This window comes from Dyella flagellata (genome assembly GCF_030160275.1).
Classification (GTDB): Bacteria; Pseudomonadota; Gammaproteobacteria; order Xanthomonadales; family Rhodanobacteraceae; genus Dyella_B; species Dyella_B flagellata.
In genome coordinates this window covers 17776-36379 of the sequence record NZ_BSOA01000007.1, presented here as the reverse complement: position 1 = coordinate 36379, position 18604 = coordinate 17776, and the positions used below count along the sequence as shown (strand labels likewise).

18 protein-coding genes are annotated in these 18604 nt (G+C 60.7%); 7 read left to right on the top strand and 11 right to left on the bottom strand.

All coding sequences use genetic code 11. The annotated features are described in order from the left end of the window. Window positions 1-52: 52 nt before the first annotated feature. From QQJ96_RS05655 to QQJ96_RS05645, 3 genes are all read right to left on the bottom strand, one after another. On the bottom strand, window positions 53-802 hold the full coding sequence (locus tag QQJ96_RS05655; RefSeq protein ID WP_284330993.1) for a fimbrial biogenesis chaperone: 750 nt from the start codon (window positions 800-802) through the stop codon (window positions 53-55). A gap of 88 nt (window positions 803-890) precedes the next feature. Then, window positions 891-1466 (bottom strand): fimbrial protein, encoded by a 576-nt coding sequence (locus QQJ96_RS05650; RefSeq protein ID WP_284330992.1) that lies wholly within the window; start codon window positions 1464-1466, stop codon window positions 891-893. A gap of 654 nt (window positions 1467-2120) precedes the next feature. Further along, on the bottom strand, window positions 2121-3023 hold the full coding sequence (locus tag QQJ96_RS05645) for a LysR family transcriptional regulator (RefSeq protein ID WP_284330991.1): 903 nt from the start codon (window positions 3021-3023) through the stop codon (window positions 2121-2123). Window positions 3024-3155: 132 nt separating this feature from the next. On the opposite strand from QQJ96_RS05645, the gene QQJ96_RS05640 reads away from it, so the two are divergent. Further along, window positions 3156-4154, top strand: a complete 999-nt coding sequence (locus QQJ96_RS05640) for an NADP-dependent oxidoreductase (RefSeq protein ID WP_284330990.1) — start codon at window positions 3156-3158, stop codon at window positions 4152-4154. A 71-nt stretch (window positions 4155-4225) separates the two neighbouring features. Here the strand turns inward: QQJ96_RS05640 and QQJ96_RS05635 are convergent, their stop codons facing one another. Beyond that, window positions 4226-5185 carry a LysR family transcriptional regulator gene (locus QQJ96_RS05635; protein WP_284330989.1) on the bottom strand — a complete coding sequence of 320 codons (960 nt, stop codon included), beginning with the start codon at window positions 5183-5185 and terminating at the stop codon, window positions 4226-4228. 109 nt (window positions 5186-5294) lie between these two features. Here QQJ96_RS05635 and QQJ96_RS05630 point away from each other — a divergent pair, with 109 nt between their 5' ends. The 5 genes from QQJ96_RS05630 (at window position 5295) to QQJ96_RS05610 (ending at window position 8776) form a co-directional block, all read left to right on the top strand. Next, the gene (locus QQJ96_RS05630; RefSeq protein ID WP_345782687.1) at window positions 5295-6290 is read left to right on the top strand and encodes an NAD(P)-dependent oxidoreductase; all 996 of its coding nucleotides are present in this window, start codon (window positions 5295-5297) and stop codon (window positions 6288-6290) included. A gap of 1 nt (window position 6291) precedes the next feature. Continuing rightward, on the top strand, window positions 6292-6660 hold the full coding sequence (locus QQJ96_RS05625) for a CidA/LrgA family protein (RefSeq protein WP_284330988.1): 369 nt from the start codon (window positions 6292-6294) through the stop codon (window positions 6658-6660). Between the two features lie 55 nt (window positions 6661-6715). Further along, a complete protein-coding gene (locus QQJ96_RS05620; RefSeq protein ID WP_284330987.1) occupies window positions 6716-7414 on the top strand; it encodes an LrgB family protein in 699 nt (232 codons plus the stop codon). A 204-nt stretch (window positions 7415-7618) separates the two neighbouring features. After that, window positions 7619-8260 carry a response regulator gene (locus QQJ96_RS05615; protein ID WP_284330986.1) on the top strand — a complete coding sequence of 214 codons (642 nt, stop codon included), beginning with the start codon at window positions 7619-7621 and terminating at the stop codon, window positions 8258-8260. A 147-nt stretch (window positions 8261-8407) separates the two neighbouring features. Continuing rightward, window positions 8408-8776, top strand: coding sequence for a hypothetical protein (locus QQJ96_RS05610; RefSeq protein WP_284330985.1), 369 nt, complete (start codon window positions 8408-8410; stop codon window positions 8774-8776). Window positions 8777-8788: 12 nt separating this feature from the next. Here QQJ96_RS05610 and glnE read toward each other — a convergent pair whose 3' ends face one another. Then, complete coding sequence (gene glnE / locus QQJ96_RS05605) at window positions 8789-11641, bottom strand: bifunctional [glutamate--ammonia ligase]-adenylyl-L-tyrosine phosphorylase/[glutamate--ammonia-ligase] adenylyltransferase (protein WP_284330984.1); 2853 nt, start codon at window positions 11639-11641, stop codon at window positions 8789-8791. A 174-nt stretch (window positions 11642-11815) separates the two neighbouring features. Between glnE and QQJ96_RS05600 the strand changes: the two genes are divergently transcribed. Next, window positions 11816-12457, top strand: coding sequence for a hypothetical protein (locus QQJ96_RS05600; RefSeq protein WP_284330983.1), 642 nt, complete (start codon window positions 11816-11818; stop codon window positions 12455-12457). A gap of 356 nt (window positions 12458-12813) precedes the next feature. On the opposite strand, the gene QQJ96_RS05595 is transcribed toward QQJ96_RS05600, so the two are convergent. From QQJ96_RS05595 to QQJ96_RS05570, 6 genes are all read right to left on the bottom strand, one after another. Then, window positions 12814-13146, bottom strand: a complete 333-nt coding sequence (locus QQJ96_RS05595) for a YnfA family protein (protein WP_425605331.1) — start codon at window positions 13144-13146, stop codon at window positions 12814-12816. Window positions 13147-13305: 159 nt separating this feature from the next. Continuing rightward, complete coding sequence (locus QQJ96_RS05590) at window positions 13306-14451, bottom strand: sulfate/molybdate ABC transporter ATP-binding protein (protein WP_284331010.1); 1146 nt, start codon at window positions 14449-14451, stop codon at window positions 13306-13308. A 13-nt stretch (window positions 14452-14464) separates the two neighbouring features. After that, window positions 14465-15364 (bottom strand): sulfate ABC transporter permease subunit CysW, encoded by a 900-nt coding sequence (gene cysW, locus QQJ96_RS05585; protein ID WP_284330982.1) that lies wholly within the window; start codon window positions 15362-15364, stop codon window positions 14465-14467. Then, window positions 15322-16146, bottom strand: coding sequence for a sulfate ABC transporter permease subunit CysT (gene cysT, locus QQJ96_RS05580; RefSeq protein WP_284330981.1), 825 nt, complete (start codon window positions 16144-16146; stop codon window positions 15322-15324). The genes cysW and cysT overlap by 43 nt, the downstream gene beginning before the upstream one ends. Before the next feature lie 5 nt (window positions 16147-16151). Continuing rightward, window positions 16152-17153: a sulfate ABC transporter substrate-binding protein gene (locus QQJ96_RS05575; RefSeq protein ID WP_284330980.1), complete on the bottom strand. Its 1002-nt coding sequence runs from the start codon at window positions 17151-17153 to the stop codon at window positions 16152-16154. 122 nt (window positions 17154-17275) lie between these two features. Beyond that, complete coding sequence (locus QQJ96_RS05570; protein WP_284330979.1) at window positions 17276-18481, bottom strand: OprO/OprP family phosphate-selective porin; 1206 nt, start codon at window positions 18479-18481, stop codon at window positions 17276-17278. Between the last annotated feature and the right edge of the window lie 123 nt (window positions 18482-18604).

Here is an 18604-nt window from a genome sequence, read left to right as displayed (position 1 = left end):
ATGGTCGTCGTTTTAGTGGGTCGATCCTGGTTCGCTCGATCATTTTCAATCACTACGAACGTGCCGGCGCCACATCTACCTTCAGCGTCTGGATGCCGCCGTAATCATTGATGACCTCCGCCGCCAGCTTGGCGCCGGTACTGGGTGATTGATCGAGACCGGCCAGGGGAAACACGGCCTTGGCGAACGGGGCCACCATGCCACCCTGCTCGGCGGCATAGCTGAGCCCTGCCGCATGCAGGGCCACGCTGCGAAAGGACACGTGGTACGGAGTGGGGTTCTCACACTCCACGGCATAGCCCGAACCGCTTGGCGACTTCACCACGTGCCATTGCAGCTTCGCGGGTGCGTCGTTGGAATGGCCCTCCAGCTTGGGGCGAAAGAACACCTTGATGCGCGTGCGCATCGCGAACTGCAGATAGTTCTCGCTGGTGCCGGAGGGTACCGGTGGCATCTCGTACACATTCAGCCAAAACACCGATTCGCGGTCTCGCGGCAACGGCTCGCCCGTGTAAGCCAGGCGCAGGGTTTGGCCCTTGCCCGAATTCATGCGGAAAATCGGCGGTGTGATCAAGAACGGTGCCGAGCCTGTGCTCGGCGTCGAGCTTGCATCGCCACCATCCAGCCATGCTTGCACCAGCGCCGGCGCCCTGCCCTGGTTGGTGAGCTTGATCGATACCTCGCGCTCATGGCCCGGGTAGATCACCCGTGTACCGGTGATGACGATGCCGGCCGAGGCCGCGGTGGACAAAAAAAGGCATGCGGCTACGAGCCACCGCAGGCGCGGTAGAAAATGCTTCATGGGAGTGACCTGGAGAAACCGGGAACCGTCCCGGAACGGATGGGCGGCCAGTCAGGAAACCAGCCGCCGCCCTATGCCTGCCGAAGGCTTATTCGTAGGCGATATCGAGTGCCACGGTACCCCTTACCGCACCATCCGTGACCGTAGCCTCACTGGATTCGTACTCCACTTTGTAAATCAGGTTGGCGGCACCGGCAGTATCCAAGGTAAACGCATGCACCGTGTTGGCGTCGCCTACCATGATCGGCGAGTCGTTGTCCGCATTACGAAGCCGCAACTGTACCCCGTCGGCTACCTTGCCACCTGTGGCGACATTCTTGAGCATCCCGGTATTCAGATCCACCTTGTCGTCAATCTTGAACAAGGCCTTCATCTTGCCGTCCACCACGGCAGGTGTAGGGGTGGCTCCGTCATTGCAGTTGGTTACGTTGATGGTGAAGCTGGTGCCGGCTCCGCGCTTGCCGACGGCCCCGGTCAGATCGCTTTTCATGGCTTTGGGCAGGGGAACGGTATTAGGAGCTGTGAATGTGCAGGTCGCGGTAATAACGGAGCCCTCGAAGTTGATGGTCTGATCGGCAGCGATCGTCGTCCCCGGCATCGCCAACGCTGCCAGTGCGAGGCATCCAGCCAAGGGGATGGCTTCCAAGTGGAATTGCGCAGTCATAGAAGTACTCCTGTTCACGGTAGACGGTAGGCGAAGGTGCATCCAACACGTCATGCACACCGCGCCTCTGACGAAACTTCACTTAAGCGTTTGCTCTTCGCCGGCATCCCTGGATGCGAGCGCGGTTCAACATCGTGCAACGCCAAACGCCACTCACTTTAGTAAGGGAGGCATCACAAAGATGTCCGTTGGGAAGCGGCAAACACTTCCGTAGCAATGCTTTGGTATGTAGGCCTTTACTTATGCCGCCATGCCCAGGCCATCGCTACACATGAGGCATGGCGCGACGCTGGAGTGCCAATCCCTGCATTGGCAGACCGCGATGAAAACTGGGATTGTTAGCTCAGGCAAAGTCTGTTCAACGTCGCGTCTTACAAGCCAAGATGCGATGAATTCCCGCATCTGCGCGCGAATTCGCAGCGATTACCAAGTAAAGCCTGCACTGCCCGCTGGTACAAACCCGAACGCCATGGGATGTGGTGTCCGAGTAATGAGAGATAGGACGAAGATGTCCGAAGGCCAGTAAAAAATCCTACCGTTGTAGTGCCTCGATGTGTAGGGCATTACTTACACCGTGATGCTGCGGCCGCCATCGACATGGATGACCTGACCGGTCGCGATGGGCGCGCAGTCACCCATGCGATGATTTATTGGCTACCGGCAGCTTTCCAGCAGTTGCTCCACGAACTCAATGAACGCAGTCACTTTGCGTGGCAGCCATTTGCGCGCCGGATAGACCGCATGGATGGGAAAGCCGGGAGTCGGACGATACTGTGGCAGCACCTCGACCAAGGCGCCGCGGTCGATATCAGGCTGAAGCAGAAACCGATCCAGCAAAACCAAGCCCTGAGCTTGGATGGCCAGGTTCTTCAGCGCCTCGGTATCGTTCAATATCACCCGTGGAACCACGCGTACCTCGGTGATTTCGGAATCCGCTTCAAATCGCCATCGGTCAAGCAGTTGTGTCGCTTTGCCATACGCGAGACAAGCGTGGGACGACAGATCCATAGGCGAACTTGGCGGCTCGACCTTCGCTAGATAGGCCGGCGCGGCCACCAGCACCCGCGGGCTGTCAGCCAGGGGTCGCGCAACCAGCGCGGAATCGGGCAATACGCTTGAGTGGCGTAGCGCCACGTCGATGTTTTCCGCGATCAGGTCTGTGAAGCGGTCTTCGAATGCCAACTGCAATTGCACGCGGGGGTTGTCGTTCAAGAACCGGTCGATGGCCGGCAGCAGCACCACCCGACCGAATCCCGACGAGCACGATACGCGCAATACGCCCATGGCCTCCTTGGCATAGTCTTGCGCGTAGTGCTCCAGCGTATCCAACGAATCATTGATCTGCTTGGCCACGAGCCAGACCATCTCGCCCGCGTCGGTCAGGCGCAGGGCATGCGTGCTGCGGTAAAGCAGGCGAATGCCAAGCTGCTGCTCCAGCTTGTTCACCGCGCGGCTGACTGCGGATTTGTCGATATCCAGATGCTTGGCGGCGCGGCTGAAGCTTCCCAGCTGGGCAACGCCGGAAAAAATTCTGAGTAGTTGCGAATCGATCGGCATGGTGAATTTTGCAACTCCTTGTTGCGTCCTGCGCGACTGCCCGTGCATGACATCCGGCTCCTAGACTTCATTCTACCCAATCTCAGCAAGGTCACCTCCATGCCAGCACTAACAAGCTCTCGTGAAATCCGCTTGAAATCCCGCCCCCATGGCGTACCCATCGCCGACAATTTTTTTATGGCCGAAGTGAAGATTCCGGCACCTGCACAAGGCGAAGTCCTCGTACGCAATCTGTGGATGTCTGTCGATCCCTATATGCGTGGCCGCATGAATGAAGGGGCGAGTTATATTCCACCGTTCGAGCTTGGCCATCCGCTTGTAGGGGCGGCGATTGGCCAAGTTGTCGCTTCGCGAGCCTCCGGGTTTCGCGAGGGCGACTATGTCACCAGCATGCTCGGCTGGCGGGAAGCCTTCACGGCCAAAGCAGGAGCCGTGACTCCCTTGATCAATTTTGTCCACGCCATGGACGTGCCGCTGGAGATGTTTCTCGGGCCATTGGGTGTCCCTGGACTGACTTCGTATGTATCACTGTTCCGGATCGGCAAGCTCTTGCCGGGCGAGCGCGTGTTCATCTCCGGCGCAAGCGGTGCGGTGGGTTCTTTTGCCGCGATTGTGGCCAAATCGATGGGCTGCTATGTCGTGGGCACGGCTGGTGACGAAACCAAGCGCGCGTGGCTTCAGAGCGAACTCGGCCTGGACGTTGCACTGAACTACCGTGCAACGGATTTCGAACAATCGCTGAAGAACGCGTTCCCCGAGGGCATAGACCTGTACCTGGACAACGTGGGTGGTGAGCAGTTGCGCATGGCACTGGATCTGATGCGCGACTTCGGCCGCATCATCGCCAGCGGCATGATCGATCAGTACAACGATGTCGCACCACGCCCCGGCCCTGCGAACCTGTACAACATCGTTACCCGCCGGCTGCGATACGAAGGCTTCATTGTGATGGACCACTTCGACTTGACCGAAACGTTCCAACGGACTGCGGCCGAGCTGTACAGATCGGGCAAGTTGAAGTGGGTTCACACCGCCCATGAAGGGATTGCCAGCGCACCGCAAGCGCTGATCGATCTCAATAGTGGCAAAGCGTCGGGCAAGTCGGTCATTCGCTTGGGGTCAAGCAAGTAAGTTTGTAGATGCCTCAGATCGAACAGCGCTTGATGCTTTGCGGCGTCAAGCGCTGTTTTGCCTTGCGGACGTCATGCCGCCGAATCGGTCAGCGCAACCTCCATGGCCTTGTCCCAATAGGGCGGCTGTCCGAAACGCGAAGCCATGAACGCCAGAAAGGCTCTTACCTTGGGCGAGACGAGCTTTTTGGGTGGGTAGACGCCCCAAATAGCCCGGGACGGGCCTGGCGCTATCCGTGCCTCCCATTCGGGCAGGACTCTCTGCAATTTCCCCTCGGCCACCGACTCGCCGATAAGCCACGTCGGAAGCAACGCTATCCCTAAGCCGGCAAGCGCAGTATCAAGCAGCGCCTCGGAGTTGTTGGCGCGAACGCGACCACGAATGGCTACTTCGTTGAGCTGCGCCGACGCCAAGCCCACAGGCCGGAAATACCACGACTCCTTCGGCTGCAGCGCAAAGGACAGGCAGTCGTGATCTTCCAGATCCTTGGGTTCGTGGATGGGGCACCGCCTGGCAAGATATCCGGGGCTGGCAACAAGCATGCGATGCTGAGGCGCAAGGCGCTTTGCCACCAGGCTCGAATCAGTCAGCGCGCCAACGCGGATCGCGACATCTGCACCGATCCCGATCAGGTCCACGGTGTCATCCGTCAGCGTGGCGTCCACCCGTATGTCCGGATATTCGGCCAGAAAATCGGGAAGATGACGAAAGACATGCCGGCGCCCGAACGCGATCGGCATGTTGATGCGCAGCAGACCCTGCGGCCGCGCGTTGAGCGCGGTCGCGGCCAATCGTGCATCCGACAGATCCGCCAGAATGCGCGACGCGGGCTCGTAGAAATTTCTACCCACCTCAGTAAGGTGAAGGCGCCGCGTCGAACGATTGAACAGTGCCGCGCCCAAATCGCTCTCCAGCAGAGTCACGTAGCGGGAAACCGTGGAAACCTTCAGGCCATCCTCTTCAGCGGCTCTGGAGAAACTGCCCAGTTCAGCCGCGCGAACGAAGGCACGCATCGCCGCGAAATAATCCATTCAACACCTCACTTGTCCCAAATCGGCAAAAGTAAATTGCCACGCTGGTGATTTCCGACGCAACTGGCGTGGCCCACCATGCACCGCCTCAGTGAGTTCGGAAGCCCGCATGAAAACAAGAAAAGACCACAGGTCGGTATCGCCGTCGACAACGGTTCTGCCCAACGCACCCGCCACGATGGGTAGCGCTAACGACCAGACTGCACGAATAGGAGTGGTAGGCTTGGGGCACATGGGAAGCGCCCTGGCGGCTACGTTGCTTTCCGGCGGCCACACGGTGGTGGCGTACGATCGCAGCCCTCAGCACATCCGGGCTCTGCAGCTTGAAGGTGCTCAAGCTGCGGCTCGCCTCGCCGATCTTTCCAGCTGCGACATCGTGATCAGCTCGGTTCCTGACGACACCGCGTTGCACAGCGTTGCATTCTCGTCGGATGGCTTGATTCGGACACTCAAGCCAGGCGCACTGCATATCTCGACGAGTACGGTCAGCACCAGCCTCTCCCGCCAGCTGGGAAAGAAGCATGCGGATGCTTCCCAAGGCTTTCTCGCGGCCACGCTACTGGGCAATCCGGACCTCGCCAAAGCACAACGCATTTTCATTTTGGCAGCCGGCGCCGCCGCCGATATCCAACGCGCCAGACCGCTGCTGGAACAGCTTGGCCAGCGCGTTTTTGAGCTGGGCCAGGATCCCGGCGCGGCGAACATCATGAAGCTGGCTTGCAACGTGATGACGGCCACGACGATGCAAAGCATGAGCGAAGTGCTGGCACTGCTGATCAAGGCAGGCATCGATCCGCACTTGGCCTTCGAAGTCTTCACCGGCACGCTGTTCGATGGCCGGGTGCATAAGGCTTATGGAGAAAAAATCGTCGAGCAGCGCTTCAAGCCGCCAGGCATGGCGGCGGCGCTTGGGGTAAAGGATCTTCGCCTGGCGCTCGCCGAGGCCGAGCATCAAATCGTTCCCATGCCGGTGGCGAGCCTGGTGCACGACCGCCTGGTCGCCCTGTTGGCCGCAGGTTGGGACGACCTGGATTGGTCGGCGCTGGGCGCATTGGCCGCCCGCGATGCGGGCCTGGATAGCGCGACGGATACCAAGGAGCCATGAGATGCCCGCTGCATTCGCGGTGCTCGTTGGCGCCCAGCTTCTGGGCGAGATGCTACGCCTGCTGCTGCACTTGCCGTTGCCCGGCCCCGTGATCGGCATGTTCATTTTGACCATCGGGCTCCTCTTCTCATACGGACGTTGGGCAAGGAAGCGGGAGGACAAGCCGTCCGCGCTGGAAAATATGTCCACGTCACTGATTGAGAACATGGGCCTGCTGTTCATTCCGGCCGGCGTCGGCATCGTTACGGAATGGACTGTCCTGAGGAGGGACTGGCTCCCGATCCTTCTCGGCCTGTTGGTATCGACAGCCCTGGGTTTGGTGGTCACGGCGCTCATCATGCATCGGGTCACGCAGCGTGCGTCGCGATGAGAGCGAATACAATCCATCAGGATAAAAAACCATGCATGCGATAAAGGCTTTCTGGATGCCGCTCGCGGTGACGCCGTTGCTTTGGCTTGCCACGACGCTATTTGCCTACCTCATTGGCAAATGGCTGCAGAAGCTGTGCAGGAATTCGCCGATCGCGAATCCGGTGTTGATCGCGATCGTACTGGTTGCCATCCTGCTTGCCGCGACCGGTACACCGTACGATCAATACTTCGCCGGCGCACAGTTCATCAACTTCCTCCTCGGCCCTGCGACCGTGGCGCTGGCCGTACCGCTTGCTCTGAACACCGCACACATCAAAAGCAGCCTGCACGGTGTAGGTCTGGCGCTGATCTCAGGCTCCATCACCACCACCCTTTCCGGTGTCGTAGTTGTCCGGATGCTCGGCGGCGACCGTTCCATAGCCCTCTCCATGGCACCCAAATCGGTCACCACCCCGATCGCCATGGCGGTCGCCGAAGAAGTTGGTGGCGTGCCTGCTCTTACGGCGGCACTGGCCATTGCGGGCGGCATCTTCGCTGCCGTGATCGGGCAGGTCGTACTTCGTTGGCTGCGCGTGGATGACTGGCGTGCCCATGGTTTGGCCGCAGGCGTGGCGGGAAGCGGCGTCGCCGCCGCGCAAGTCGCGCCACTCAGTGGACTCGCCGCAGCGTTCGCAGCCGTGGGTATCGGTCTCAATGGCCTGCTCACCGCGCTCATCGTTCCCCTGCTTGCGCACCTCTGGCCTGCAAGCTGAGAAGTCCACATAAAAAATCATCCAGGCAACTGAGGAGCAAAACGTATTGGCAGCACCTCAAGCATCGTCGCCCCGGCTTTCGCCTACAGCTTTGCGGGGAAAATTCTGCTGGGCAGCAGGAGGCCATTTTAGTGTGATTTGTAAGAAGTGCCTCGGAGGGACGTGCTCGCGCCGCCGTACTTCTCATTCCAAGGGAGCGCATGCATGAAACAGAAAGTCATCCTGGCGGATGATCACCCCATTATCAGGTTCATCCTGCAGCATATGTTGCATTCCTCGGGGGTCGCCGAGGTAGTCGCCGAAGCGGCTTCGCCTTCGCAACTTCTAAAACTACTGTCCACCACCCCTTGCGATGTCATCGTGACCGATTTCTGCATGCCCGATGTGCGAGGGCGCGACGGCTTGGCGCTGATTCGACGCCTCGCCCGTGTTTATCCAGGCACTCCGGTGATTGTCTTCACCGCCTTGCGTCACCCTGGCCTGTTACGCGCTGCCTTGCAGGGAGGCGCATGCGGACTCGTCCACAAAGCCCACGATCGTGCGGAGCTTGCACGGGCTTTGCTCGCCGTAAGCAAGGGCCGCACCTATGTTGGCGAAGAACTTGGCGTGCTGCTATCCGCTCACACCACCTCACAACGAGCACACCCGCCTTTGACGCAGGCTGAAATGGAAGTGCTGCGCCTATTTGCCCACCAGGGCCTCGCAACCAAGCAAATCGCCGCACACCTGCATCGCAGCCCTGTAACGGTCAGCCGTCACAAGCACAACGCACAGGCCAAACTGGGTTTGAACACCGACCAGCAACTGCTGGATTACTGCCGCCAATGGGATTGCCGTTTGGCTTAGCAAGACGCGCTGAGGCGTTTCCATTCCACGGCGGCCACCGTACTGCAGTGGAATGGGAATTGAAAAGAATCCACTTATGCGCAGAAATGAAATACCCCATCCTGAATGGCGTGCGCTGCTGCCATGCCATTCAAGGGGGAACGTTTTTTGATATCGCCAGACAAGCTCGCGTTGCAGAACGGAGACACGTACACGCTGCTGCATGTGCGCAACAGCCAGTACCTTTCCGCAGTCGCCAGCGGGATCATCGTGACCGGGCCCACCGACGATGGCTTCGTGCATCTGCATTTTTTCCGGGAGAGCCAGCGCATTCTCAGCGAAGAGGTACCCGCGCAATACGAGGGAGACGGCCATCTTCGACTTGAGCGCGGCAATGCCGAACTGAAAATTCATCTACAGCGCGAGGAAGTAGCCACGCTGGCCATTCCGGAATCCACCTTCGGCGATCTCGTCGAAGGCTTGATGCAGGTAGCAAGAACGCTGTCTGGGCGGATCGACATGAGAACCAAGCGCTAGGGTGAAGCGCGCTTAAAATTCAAATCCAAGCGCACTCGTTACAACATGCACCTCACTGCACAACTCCTCCAGGGCCGCATCCCTCGGCGCGGTGCGCGAACGCAAATCCAGCGTGCAGAGCAAGGCGCCACGCAATAGCTGCGCGTGCGCACGGGTGAGGCAATTGGCCTGCGCGACATCCAGAAGCCCTGCGTCACGGCAGACTTCGATCAGTCCGGCATTGGCTGTGGTGGACAGCAGTTGGGAGGACTGCGAGGCGTGTGCCAGCACCAGTCCTTGCAGGGCGAATTCGATATCGAGCAAGGCACCACGCCCCTGCTTCAGGTCGACCTGCCCGGCATCCGAACGATCTCGTTCCGCCCGCCAACGTTGCCGCATCTTGCTGACCTCCGCCAGTACGGCCGCACGGTCGCGCGGCACAGCAAGCGTGCGACGCCGTACTTCAGCCAGCTCCGCGTTCAAGGCCGCATCGCCGGCCACCGGGCGAGCGCGCAGCAACGCCTGATGCTCCCACGTCCATGCGCGGCTTTCCTGATAGGCGACGAAAGCCTCCAAGCTGCCGACCAGCAGGCCTTTGGAACCATCCGGCCGCAAGCGCGTATCCACTTCGTATAGGCGCCCCGCACGCGTGAGCACCGTCAGCCAGTTCATCACGCGCTGGGTCAGCCGCTGATACCAACGCGAACCCTCCAGCGGACGCGGACCATCGCTCAAGGCCTGCGCGCGCTGGCCGTCGAACACGAACACCAGGTCCAGATCCGAGGCAAAGCCCAGCTCCTCCCCGCCTAGGCTGCCGTAGCCAAGGACGGAAAAGCCCGAACCGACACCCGGCAAACGCCCATGCGCGGCTATCACTTCGCGCTCGGCAAGCGCGGCGACGGCGTTGACCACGGATTCCGCCAACGCAGCAAGCCTGCGTGCCGTCGCCACCGCATCGGCCCGTCCATCGTTGAAAGCCAGCCCCAGGCGAAACGCAATGCTCGACTTGAACTCATTGATGCGCTCCAGTTCCGCTTCCGCTTCGCGTTCGTCCAGGGTCGTGAGCACATGCGCAATCTCCGCACTGATGTCGGCGCGCTTGAATGGCAGCTGGTCGATGCGTGGGTCCAGTACGTCGTCGAGCAGCAAGGGTTGCGCAATCACTCGCTCGGCCAGAAAAGCGCTACCGGCAAACAACTGGGCCAGGCGCTTGCGTGCCGACGGCTGCTCTTCCAGCAAGGCAAGATAGGAAGGACGCCGCGCGACTGTCTGTACCAAGCGACATAAACGCAGCAGGCACGGCACCGGCGCCGCCGTTTCGCGGGCGGCCGCCAACAATTGCGGCATCAAGTGATCCAGTTGTTCGCGTGCGCGCGCCGACATGGCGCGCAGTTGCGAGGCTTGCGGCAACTTCAACAAAGCCTCGGCCGCCTCGGCGCCCGGTACGAAGCCGGAAGCCTCCATCACGCCCGTGTCCAGCGACTCATCGCAGGCCCGCTGCCACAGGATCGCATCCGCCGCCGGCACACTGGCTTTAGCGCCGCCTTCGGGCATCAGCATGGCTTCGAATTCGTTGGCGACGATGTCGCGGTGTTTCGCCAACTCCTCGGCCAGCGGCTCCCAGGCTGGATAGTCCAGCCCCAGCGCCAGGCGCTCGCGGGTCAGCTCGTCTTCCGGTAGATCGTGTGTCTGCGCGTCGCGCATCATCTGTACGCGATTCTCCAAGCGCCGCAAAAACACATAGGCCTGGCGCAAGGCTTTGGCACCGGTCGCCGGAATATGCCCCCGCGCCTCGCACGCGGTAAGCGCCGGCAGCAGGCCCCGCACCCGCAAACTCGGCTCACGGCCGCCGCGAATCAGCTGCACCAGCTGCACGATGAACTCGATCTCGCGAATGCCACCCGGACCCAGCTTGAGGTTGTCGGCCAGGTCCTTGCGCGCCACTTCGGCATCAATCAAGGCCTTCATCTCGCGCAGGCCCGCGAAAGCGGTGTAGTCCAGATACTTGCGGTACACGAACGGCCGCAGTATTTCCTGCAACTCCTTGCCCCCGTTACGGTCACCAGCTACTGCGCGCGCCTTGATCCATGCGTAGCGTTCCCAGTCCCGGCCTTCGCGCTGGTAGTACTGCTCCATGGCACTGAACGGCAAGGCAAGCCGGCCAGAGTTGCCAAATGGGCGCAGGCGCAAATCTACGCGTGCGCAGATGCCGTCGTTGGTCGGTTCGTGCAGCAGGCGCACCAGCTGGCGTCCAAGGCGCACGAAGTACTCGCTATTGTCCAGCACGCGCGCACCGTCGCTCTCACCACCCTGCGGGTAGGCCAGCACCAGGTCGATATCGGATGAAAAATTCAGCTCGCTGCCGCCCAACTTGCCAAAACCGACCACCACCAGCCGCTGCAGGCTTCCGTCTTCGCCGCGCGCATGACCGTAACGCACCGCCAGCGAACGCTCCGACCAGTCCAGCGCGGCGCCGAGCAAAGCCTCGTACAACACGCTGGTAGCGGATAGCGTCTCCGGCAAATCGTCCAGCCCATTGACGTCGCGGAACACCAGCCGCAAGGCTTCGGCGTGCCGGAACCGCCGCAACCCAGACATACAGGCTGCTTCATCGGCATCCAGCTTCAGTGCTTCGATACGGGCCGCAGCGTCGGCACTGGAGCGCAGCCGCTCCAGGCCTTGTGGCGCCAACAGCTGAGGCTGGCTACGCCAGGTCTCGAAGGCGAAGTCGCTGCTCAACAAGGTGCGACGGATGCGTTCGGCCACGCCCGCATCGTCGTGCAGAGGCACGCCTGCCGCACGGCAACGGGCTACGAGCTGAGCATAGCGGTCATCGATCAGGGCACGCAGTGCGGGCGATTCGGCGGGTACGGGAATGGTGGCCATGCGCCCATTATGAAGCCTTATCACCCTCGCAGCAGAATCTTCCAAGGTGGCAGGAGCAAGATCAGGGCTTACGTAGCCTCAATCGTGCCGGGAACAGGCTCCGGTTGTCTTTATCGGCGCCCTGACTGCAAGCAATGGAAACAATCCCAGCCGGCGGCGAAACATGGGTAAAACATGCCTGCCCTAATTTGCTTGGTCTTGATTCTGGTGGAGATGATGATGATAAGAAAGACAAAGCTGCAAGCCTTGGTGATGGTTTCTCCTATCCTGTTCGCCTCGGCAAACGCCAACGCTGTGAATATCAGTGCGAAGTTCGCCTTTTCCGCGACTCTAATGGAAGCATTCTTTGACACACAGCCGGTGATGGTCATTGACAGATATATCGATAGCGAAGGCCATACACGCCCCTTACCCGCCCCCATCTCCATCGATGACCACCATCAATTCACTACACCGCTTCTGGATTTGGGGGATGTCGCTCCCGGACAAGACTTTTCCATCCGGTTTCTCGGCAGCTATTTCGCCGTGAACAGGCTGCCTGGCGCACCAAGCGTACCCATCCCCGCGCGCCTGAGACTCGATTTCCGTCTGCTGGAGCCCCAGCAAGGAACCTATCAAATTCGGTTGCAAGGAGTGTGGGGGCGTAACGAGCAACATCCATTACCGCAAGCGAATCAGATACGCGCAATATCGCCACAAATGGAGGGGAACGTCGAGGGAACTGACGAGATCAATCCAGGGCAACGATTGCGAATTGGTTTGAATTTTCGAGCCGCCAATGCCGTCCTTCCGGCACTGGTGAACCAGATGCTATGAATCCGCGCATGACCGGATTCCCTCTCACGTATTCAAGGTTGCGGCAGGGATAGCCATCGTAGGCTGGGGTGAAAACCCTGAGATATCCCCACGTTTTTTGCTCTTGGATCCCGTAAAAATCACGCAGCTGCGTTTTAGCCCGCTAACATCCAAAGAAACGGGCCGTCATCCCCGCGAAAGCGGGAATCCATCTTGCTCTGATGCATCCTGAAAATGGATTCCCGCTTTCGCGGGAATGACGGCATTTGGGGCACGTATGCAGGTAAAGCAAAAACGTGGGGATACCTCAGGGTGAAAACCCCAGCATTGCCATGCATGCCTATTGCGATGCTGGGATTGCCATCCCAGCCTACCGACTAGGACTGTGGCTGAGCCACGATGATGGCCATTCCAAGCAAGGCCACGCAGGCGCCGCCGATATCCCAGCCGGTCAGCCTGACGCCATCGACAAATCGCAACCAAATGAGCGCTACCGCGATATAGATACCACCGTAGGCGGCATAAGTACGGCCTGCGGCGGCTGGATGCATGGTCAATAGCCATGCAAACAGGCCCAGCGACAGGGCTGCGGGCAAGAGCAGCCATCCGGTCTTTGCTTGCTTCAATACCAGCCACGGCAGATAGCAACCGACAATTTCGGCAAGAGCTGTCACGATAAACAGCGCAAGCTGCCTTAATAGATCCATCATGTTTACGGCTGCGTCATCGAAAGCGAAGATTATAAGCTTCGCCATCTCCTCGCCGCATCTCGTTGCACGCCATATGAGTTTCTTCTCCTCACAACGCGCGGACATGGCGCGGCCATCGGTAACAAATTGAGACAAATCGCAGAACACAATGCTGCTCGCTCACGCCTCGATCCGCCGCCAAGGGCCTACCGCCACCGGAGCACTCGCGCTGGGAGGATGCACAGTAGACCGCATGTGCACACGGCCCTCCCGGTCAGCTGCAAATACGGTTACGGCCTGCAGATGGATGCCAAGTCCATCGTCTGTTGCGCCGCTGTAGCGAGCCCAGTCGCGCTCGCTCCAATGCGCCTCAAGTGGCTGATCCCAGTTCTCTACGCGCAAGCTCGCACGCACGCTACCGGCTACGTGACGGAGGCTAAGTAGTTGCGCCTTGAGGCCATCGCCCGGTGTCACGGCCGGCACGATATCCTCGGGGCGCACGTGGACCGCGACCTCATGCGCATCGACCACGGCGGGATTCTCGATGCGCCACGCGTGGCCAAACAAATGCAGGTGCTGGCCTCGTACCTCGCCCGGCAACGACTGGCCGCGCGCAATGAAGCGCGAAACGAAAGGCGTGGCGGGCTGGCGATAGACCTGCTCCGGCGTACCCACCTGCTCGATGCGGCCGCGGTTCATCACCACCACGCGGTCGGCCATTTCCAACGCCTCGTCCTGGTCGTGCGTAACGAACAAGCTGGTGATGCCGAGCGAACGGTGGAATTCGCGCAACCAGCCGCGCAAGGTCACCCGTACTTGCGCATCGAGCGCGCCGAACGGTTCGTCCAGCAACAACAAACGTGGTTCGATCGCCAGCGCGCGTGCCAATGCCACCCTTTGGCGCTGGCCGCCGGACAGCTGCGAAGGGTAGCGACCCGCCAAGCCTTCCAGCTCCACCTTGCACAGCAGCTCCTCGACCGCCGTCTTGATCATTTGCGCCTTGGGGCGCAGGCGCCACGGGCGAACACGCAGGCCGAATGCCACGTTCTGGGCGACCGTCATATGCGGAAACAAGGCATAGTGCTGGAACACCAAGCCTACGCCGCGGCGCCTCGCGTCCAGTGCGAGCAAATTCTGCCCGTCACGGAACACGCTGCCCGAATCCGGCTGATCCAAACCCGCCAAAATGCGCAGCAGGCTGGTCTTTCCCGATCCGGAAGGTCCGAGCACGGCGACGAATTCACCATCGCCGATACTCAGGCTGACGTCGTCCAGGGCAACGAAAGTGCCGAACTGGCGACGCAAGCGGGAAATCTCGATGCCCATGTTGCGGTAATCCTTAGGTGTTGGCGCGCAGTTCGCCACCATGGCGCCACTCCACCAAACGCTTGATGCCCAGCGTCAAGACAGTAAGCAGGGCCAACAATGAAGCCACCGCGAAGGCGGCGGAAAAATTCTCCTGGCTCAACTGGTCCACCTGCAGCGGCAAGGTATTGGTAAGGCCGCGCAGGTGCCCCGAAACCACATACACCGCGCCGAATTCACCCATCGCTCGCGCATTGCACAGCAAGACGCCATACAGCAAAGCCCAGCGCACACGCGGCAAGGTAACGCGGAAGAAGATCTGCCAGCCGCTGGCGCCCAACGTAAGCGCCGCTTCTTCCTGGTCCGAACCTTGCGCCTGCATCAAGGGAATCAGCTCACGCGCAACATACGGCAGCGTTACCAACACCGTCGCCAGCACCAGACCCGGCATGGCGAAGATCACCTGCAAGCCTTGTGCTTCCAGCCACGATCCCAGCCAGCCATCCTTGCCATAGACCAGGATCAACACCATGCCGCAGACCACCGGCGAGATTGAAAACGGCAGATCGATCAACGCGCCGAGCCAGGTCTTGCCGCGAAACTCGAAATGCGCCATCGACCAGGCCGCGGCCACCCCGAACACCATATTCAAAGGAACGGCTATCGCCGCAACGGTCAAGGTCAGCCGCACCGCGGCAAGCGTATCCGGCTCGCGGATCGCCTGTAGATAGAACGCCAGGCCGTGACGCAGCGCTTCAGCGAAGATCGCCAGCAACGGCAACACCATCAGCCACCCCAGCACAGTTAACGCGGCAAGCACCAGAGCAACTCGTGCAATACGCGTCGGCCATGCAGGCCGTCCGATGGACACCACGGCAGCGACAGCAGCCATCAGCGGACCACCGCCCAGCGCCGCGTCCAGCGCTGTAGCCATGCCATAGCCAGTAACAACAGCAGCGATGCCGCCAGCATTACTGCACCCAAGGCTGCCGCGCCGCGGTAGTCGTACTGCGAATCGATTTTCTGCACGATCAGGTACGGCGCGATTTCGGTACGAAACAGGCGATTGCCCGCAATGAAGATCACCGAACCGTATTCGCCGATCGCACGCGCCAGTGCCAGGGCGTAGCCCGTCAGCAGCGTGGGCAGCAAAAGCGGTAGCAAGACACGGAAAAAGCGCTGGAAGGAAGTAGCTCCCAGCGTATAGGCAGCTTCCTCCAGGTCGCTCTCCATGCTTTCCAATACCGGCTGCAAAGTACGCACTACGAACGGCAAACCGACGAACACCATCGCCAGCAACACGCCCAAGCGCGTATAGGCGACTTCAATGCCCAGCGGCGCCAGGCGGCTGCCCAGCCAGCCATTGGGCGCATAGAGCGCAGTCAGGGCAATACCAGCCACGGCAGTTGGCAAAGCAAACGGCAGATCGACCAGCGCATCACATTGCCGCCGGAACGCGAAGCGATAACGTACCAACACCCATGCCACCAGCAAGCCCAGTACCGCATCGATGGTCGCCGCGAGTAGCGCGCCGCCAAAACTCAACTTCAACGCTGCCAGCACTCGGCGCGTACCGATCTGCGCCCACCAACCGGCGGGCCCGAGTTCGCACGCGGTCCATAGCAAGGCAGTAAGCGGCAGCAGCACACAGCTGCCCAAGACCAGCAGCGTATAGCCGGTGCTGAGGCGAAACCCTGGCAATACGTGCCGCGTCATGACCGTTACTGCGCCCCTTCGAGGATGCTGTCGAACACGCCGCCGTCGGCGAAATAGCTGGCCTGCACTTTGCGCCAATCACCAAACAGCTCGCCGAGGGTGAAAGTCTTCACTGCGGGAAACTGCATTGCGTACTTGCTGGCGACGGACGCCAGGCGTGGACGGAAGAAATGCCTGGCGGCGATCTCCTGCCCTTGCGGGCTGTACAGGAATTGCAGATACGCCTGCGCGACCTGCTGCGTGCCATGCCTGGCCACGTTCGCATCCACCACCGCCACCGGCGGTTCCGCCACAATCGTCGAGGACGGCACCACGATCTGGTAGTTGTCCTTGCCGAATTCCTTGAGCGTCATCAGCGCTTCGCTCTCCCACGCAATCAGCACGTCACCCATGCCACGCTGGACGAAAGTATTGGTGGCGCCACGCGCTCCGGTATCGAGCACCGGCACGTTCTTGTACAGCGCCGTGACGTAGGCGCGCGCCTTGTCCGCGTTGCCGCCCGGCTGGCGCAAAGCCCAACCCCACGCAGCAAGGAAATTCCAGCGCGCACCGCCGGAGGTCTTGGGGTTGGGCGTGATGACTTGCACGCCGGGGCGGATGAGGTCCGGCCAATCGTGGATCTGCTTCGGATCGCCCTTGCGCACCAGGAACACGACCGTGGAGGTGTAGGGCGAGCTGTTGTTCGGCAATCGTTGCTGCCAGTCCTTCGCCAGCAACCCCTTATCCGCCAACACGTCAATGTCGTAAGCCAATGCCAGGGTGACCACGTCCGCCTGCAAGCCATCCAACACGGCGCGCGCCTGCTTGCCGGAGCCGCCATTGGACGTAGTGACGGTTACATTGCGCCCCGATTGTTTGGCCCAGTCCGCCTTGAAAGCCGCATCCGCGTCCTGGAAATACTCGCGGGTCGGGTCGTAGGAGACATTCAGCAACTTCACGTCTTGCGCACGCACGTGGCCCGCACTCAGTGCCAGCAGTGCTGCCAGAGCCAGCAGTAGACGTCTCATACCCACAAAACTCCTTCGAGGCAGGTTCGCCCATGCTGCACTATAGGTTTGGCCGGCCGGACGTCTGAAAGCGCCGATCGTTCTATCCATATGGCTCCCGCGTATCAGATTTAGGCCCTGACCTACAGAAAGATTTCGGCCCGCAATTCGAAGATGCGCGGATCGACCACCAGCCCCCTGCGGTTGCTGAACGCACGGATGTAGTTGGCTTGCAAACGCAGATGCGAACCGATGTACCAGTTCGCGCCCGCGGTCCAGTCATGCTCCCTGCCGCCAAGCACCCGTCCATCGTTGAGGTTCAGTTCGCTATAGCGCAGCGCAAGCTCAACCGCGCCCCATTCGCGCGTAGGAATCACGTTGCTGACGTTGCCATCGTGATATTGGCGCGATTCGCCCGTGAGGACCCAGCTGCCGAAGACGTAATAGCCGTCCAGGTTGTAGTGCGGCTTGGGCAGGTCAAAGCGGGTCTGCGCCCGCAGGTATTCGCCCTGCACTGACCAGGGACCGGCGATCCAGACTTCTTCCAGCCCCAGGCGATTGATGTGATTGACGCCGGCAAGCGTGCCTGAGCTGATCAAGTTGACGCCAGTAAGTCCGGCCTCTGGAGTCGTCTTGAAGCTGGCCGTTGCAGGCTGCTGCACGCCAAGTGCGTTGACCAGGCCATAGGGATGCTCTTGTGACGCGGCGATGCCCAGATGCAATACGGTCGCCGCCTCGTGAATCGGCACCCAGGCAGCGCGCGCCGCGAGCGTATGCCCGCGATTCTTGCCGGTCAGGCTTTTGCCGTAGTAACCCAGACTGGCCAGCCAATGCGGGCGCTGGATCGCCCAATCCACGCCGACACGGCGATTCTCATAGACCGCCTGCGAGGGCAGGGCCAACTCGATGAAGGTGGTCTGGGTCGAAGTGGTGACGCCCTCGAAACTCACCGGCGTCTTGCTCTGGCCAAAGCGCAGGGCGCCATAGTCGTCGCCCAACACCGCCCGGGATTGCAGGCGGGCGAATACGTCCTGCCACTGCTTCGACTGGAAGTCGTAATACACAGTCGCGTCATACACGCCTGGCTTCTTTAGGTAGAAACCCAGGTATTTGCGGCGATTGGTATGCGCATCGGCGAACTTGTTGTCGTCGTGCGAAAAATCGTTCACGTCGTACTGATAACGCAGCACCAGCCCCAGCTCGGTCCCGTCGCTGGTCTTGATGAGAGTGGGCCAGTGATAGAGCCAATCATCGCCGCCCGCCCTCGCCGTGGCTGGGGTCAGCACCGCCAACAAGGCCGATGCGCCGCAGGCCGACACGGCAAAGGCGAGCTTGGATCGTCGCGGCATGGGCGGCTCCGGCGCCAGTTAAGGCGTCTGTGACGGACTGGTGAGGGAAACCCCGGTGGAACGCCCGACGAGGGGGGGGGGAAGCGTCCTGGATCCCATGCTGCCCGCGAGGTTTCCCTCAAT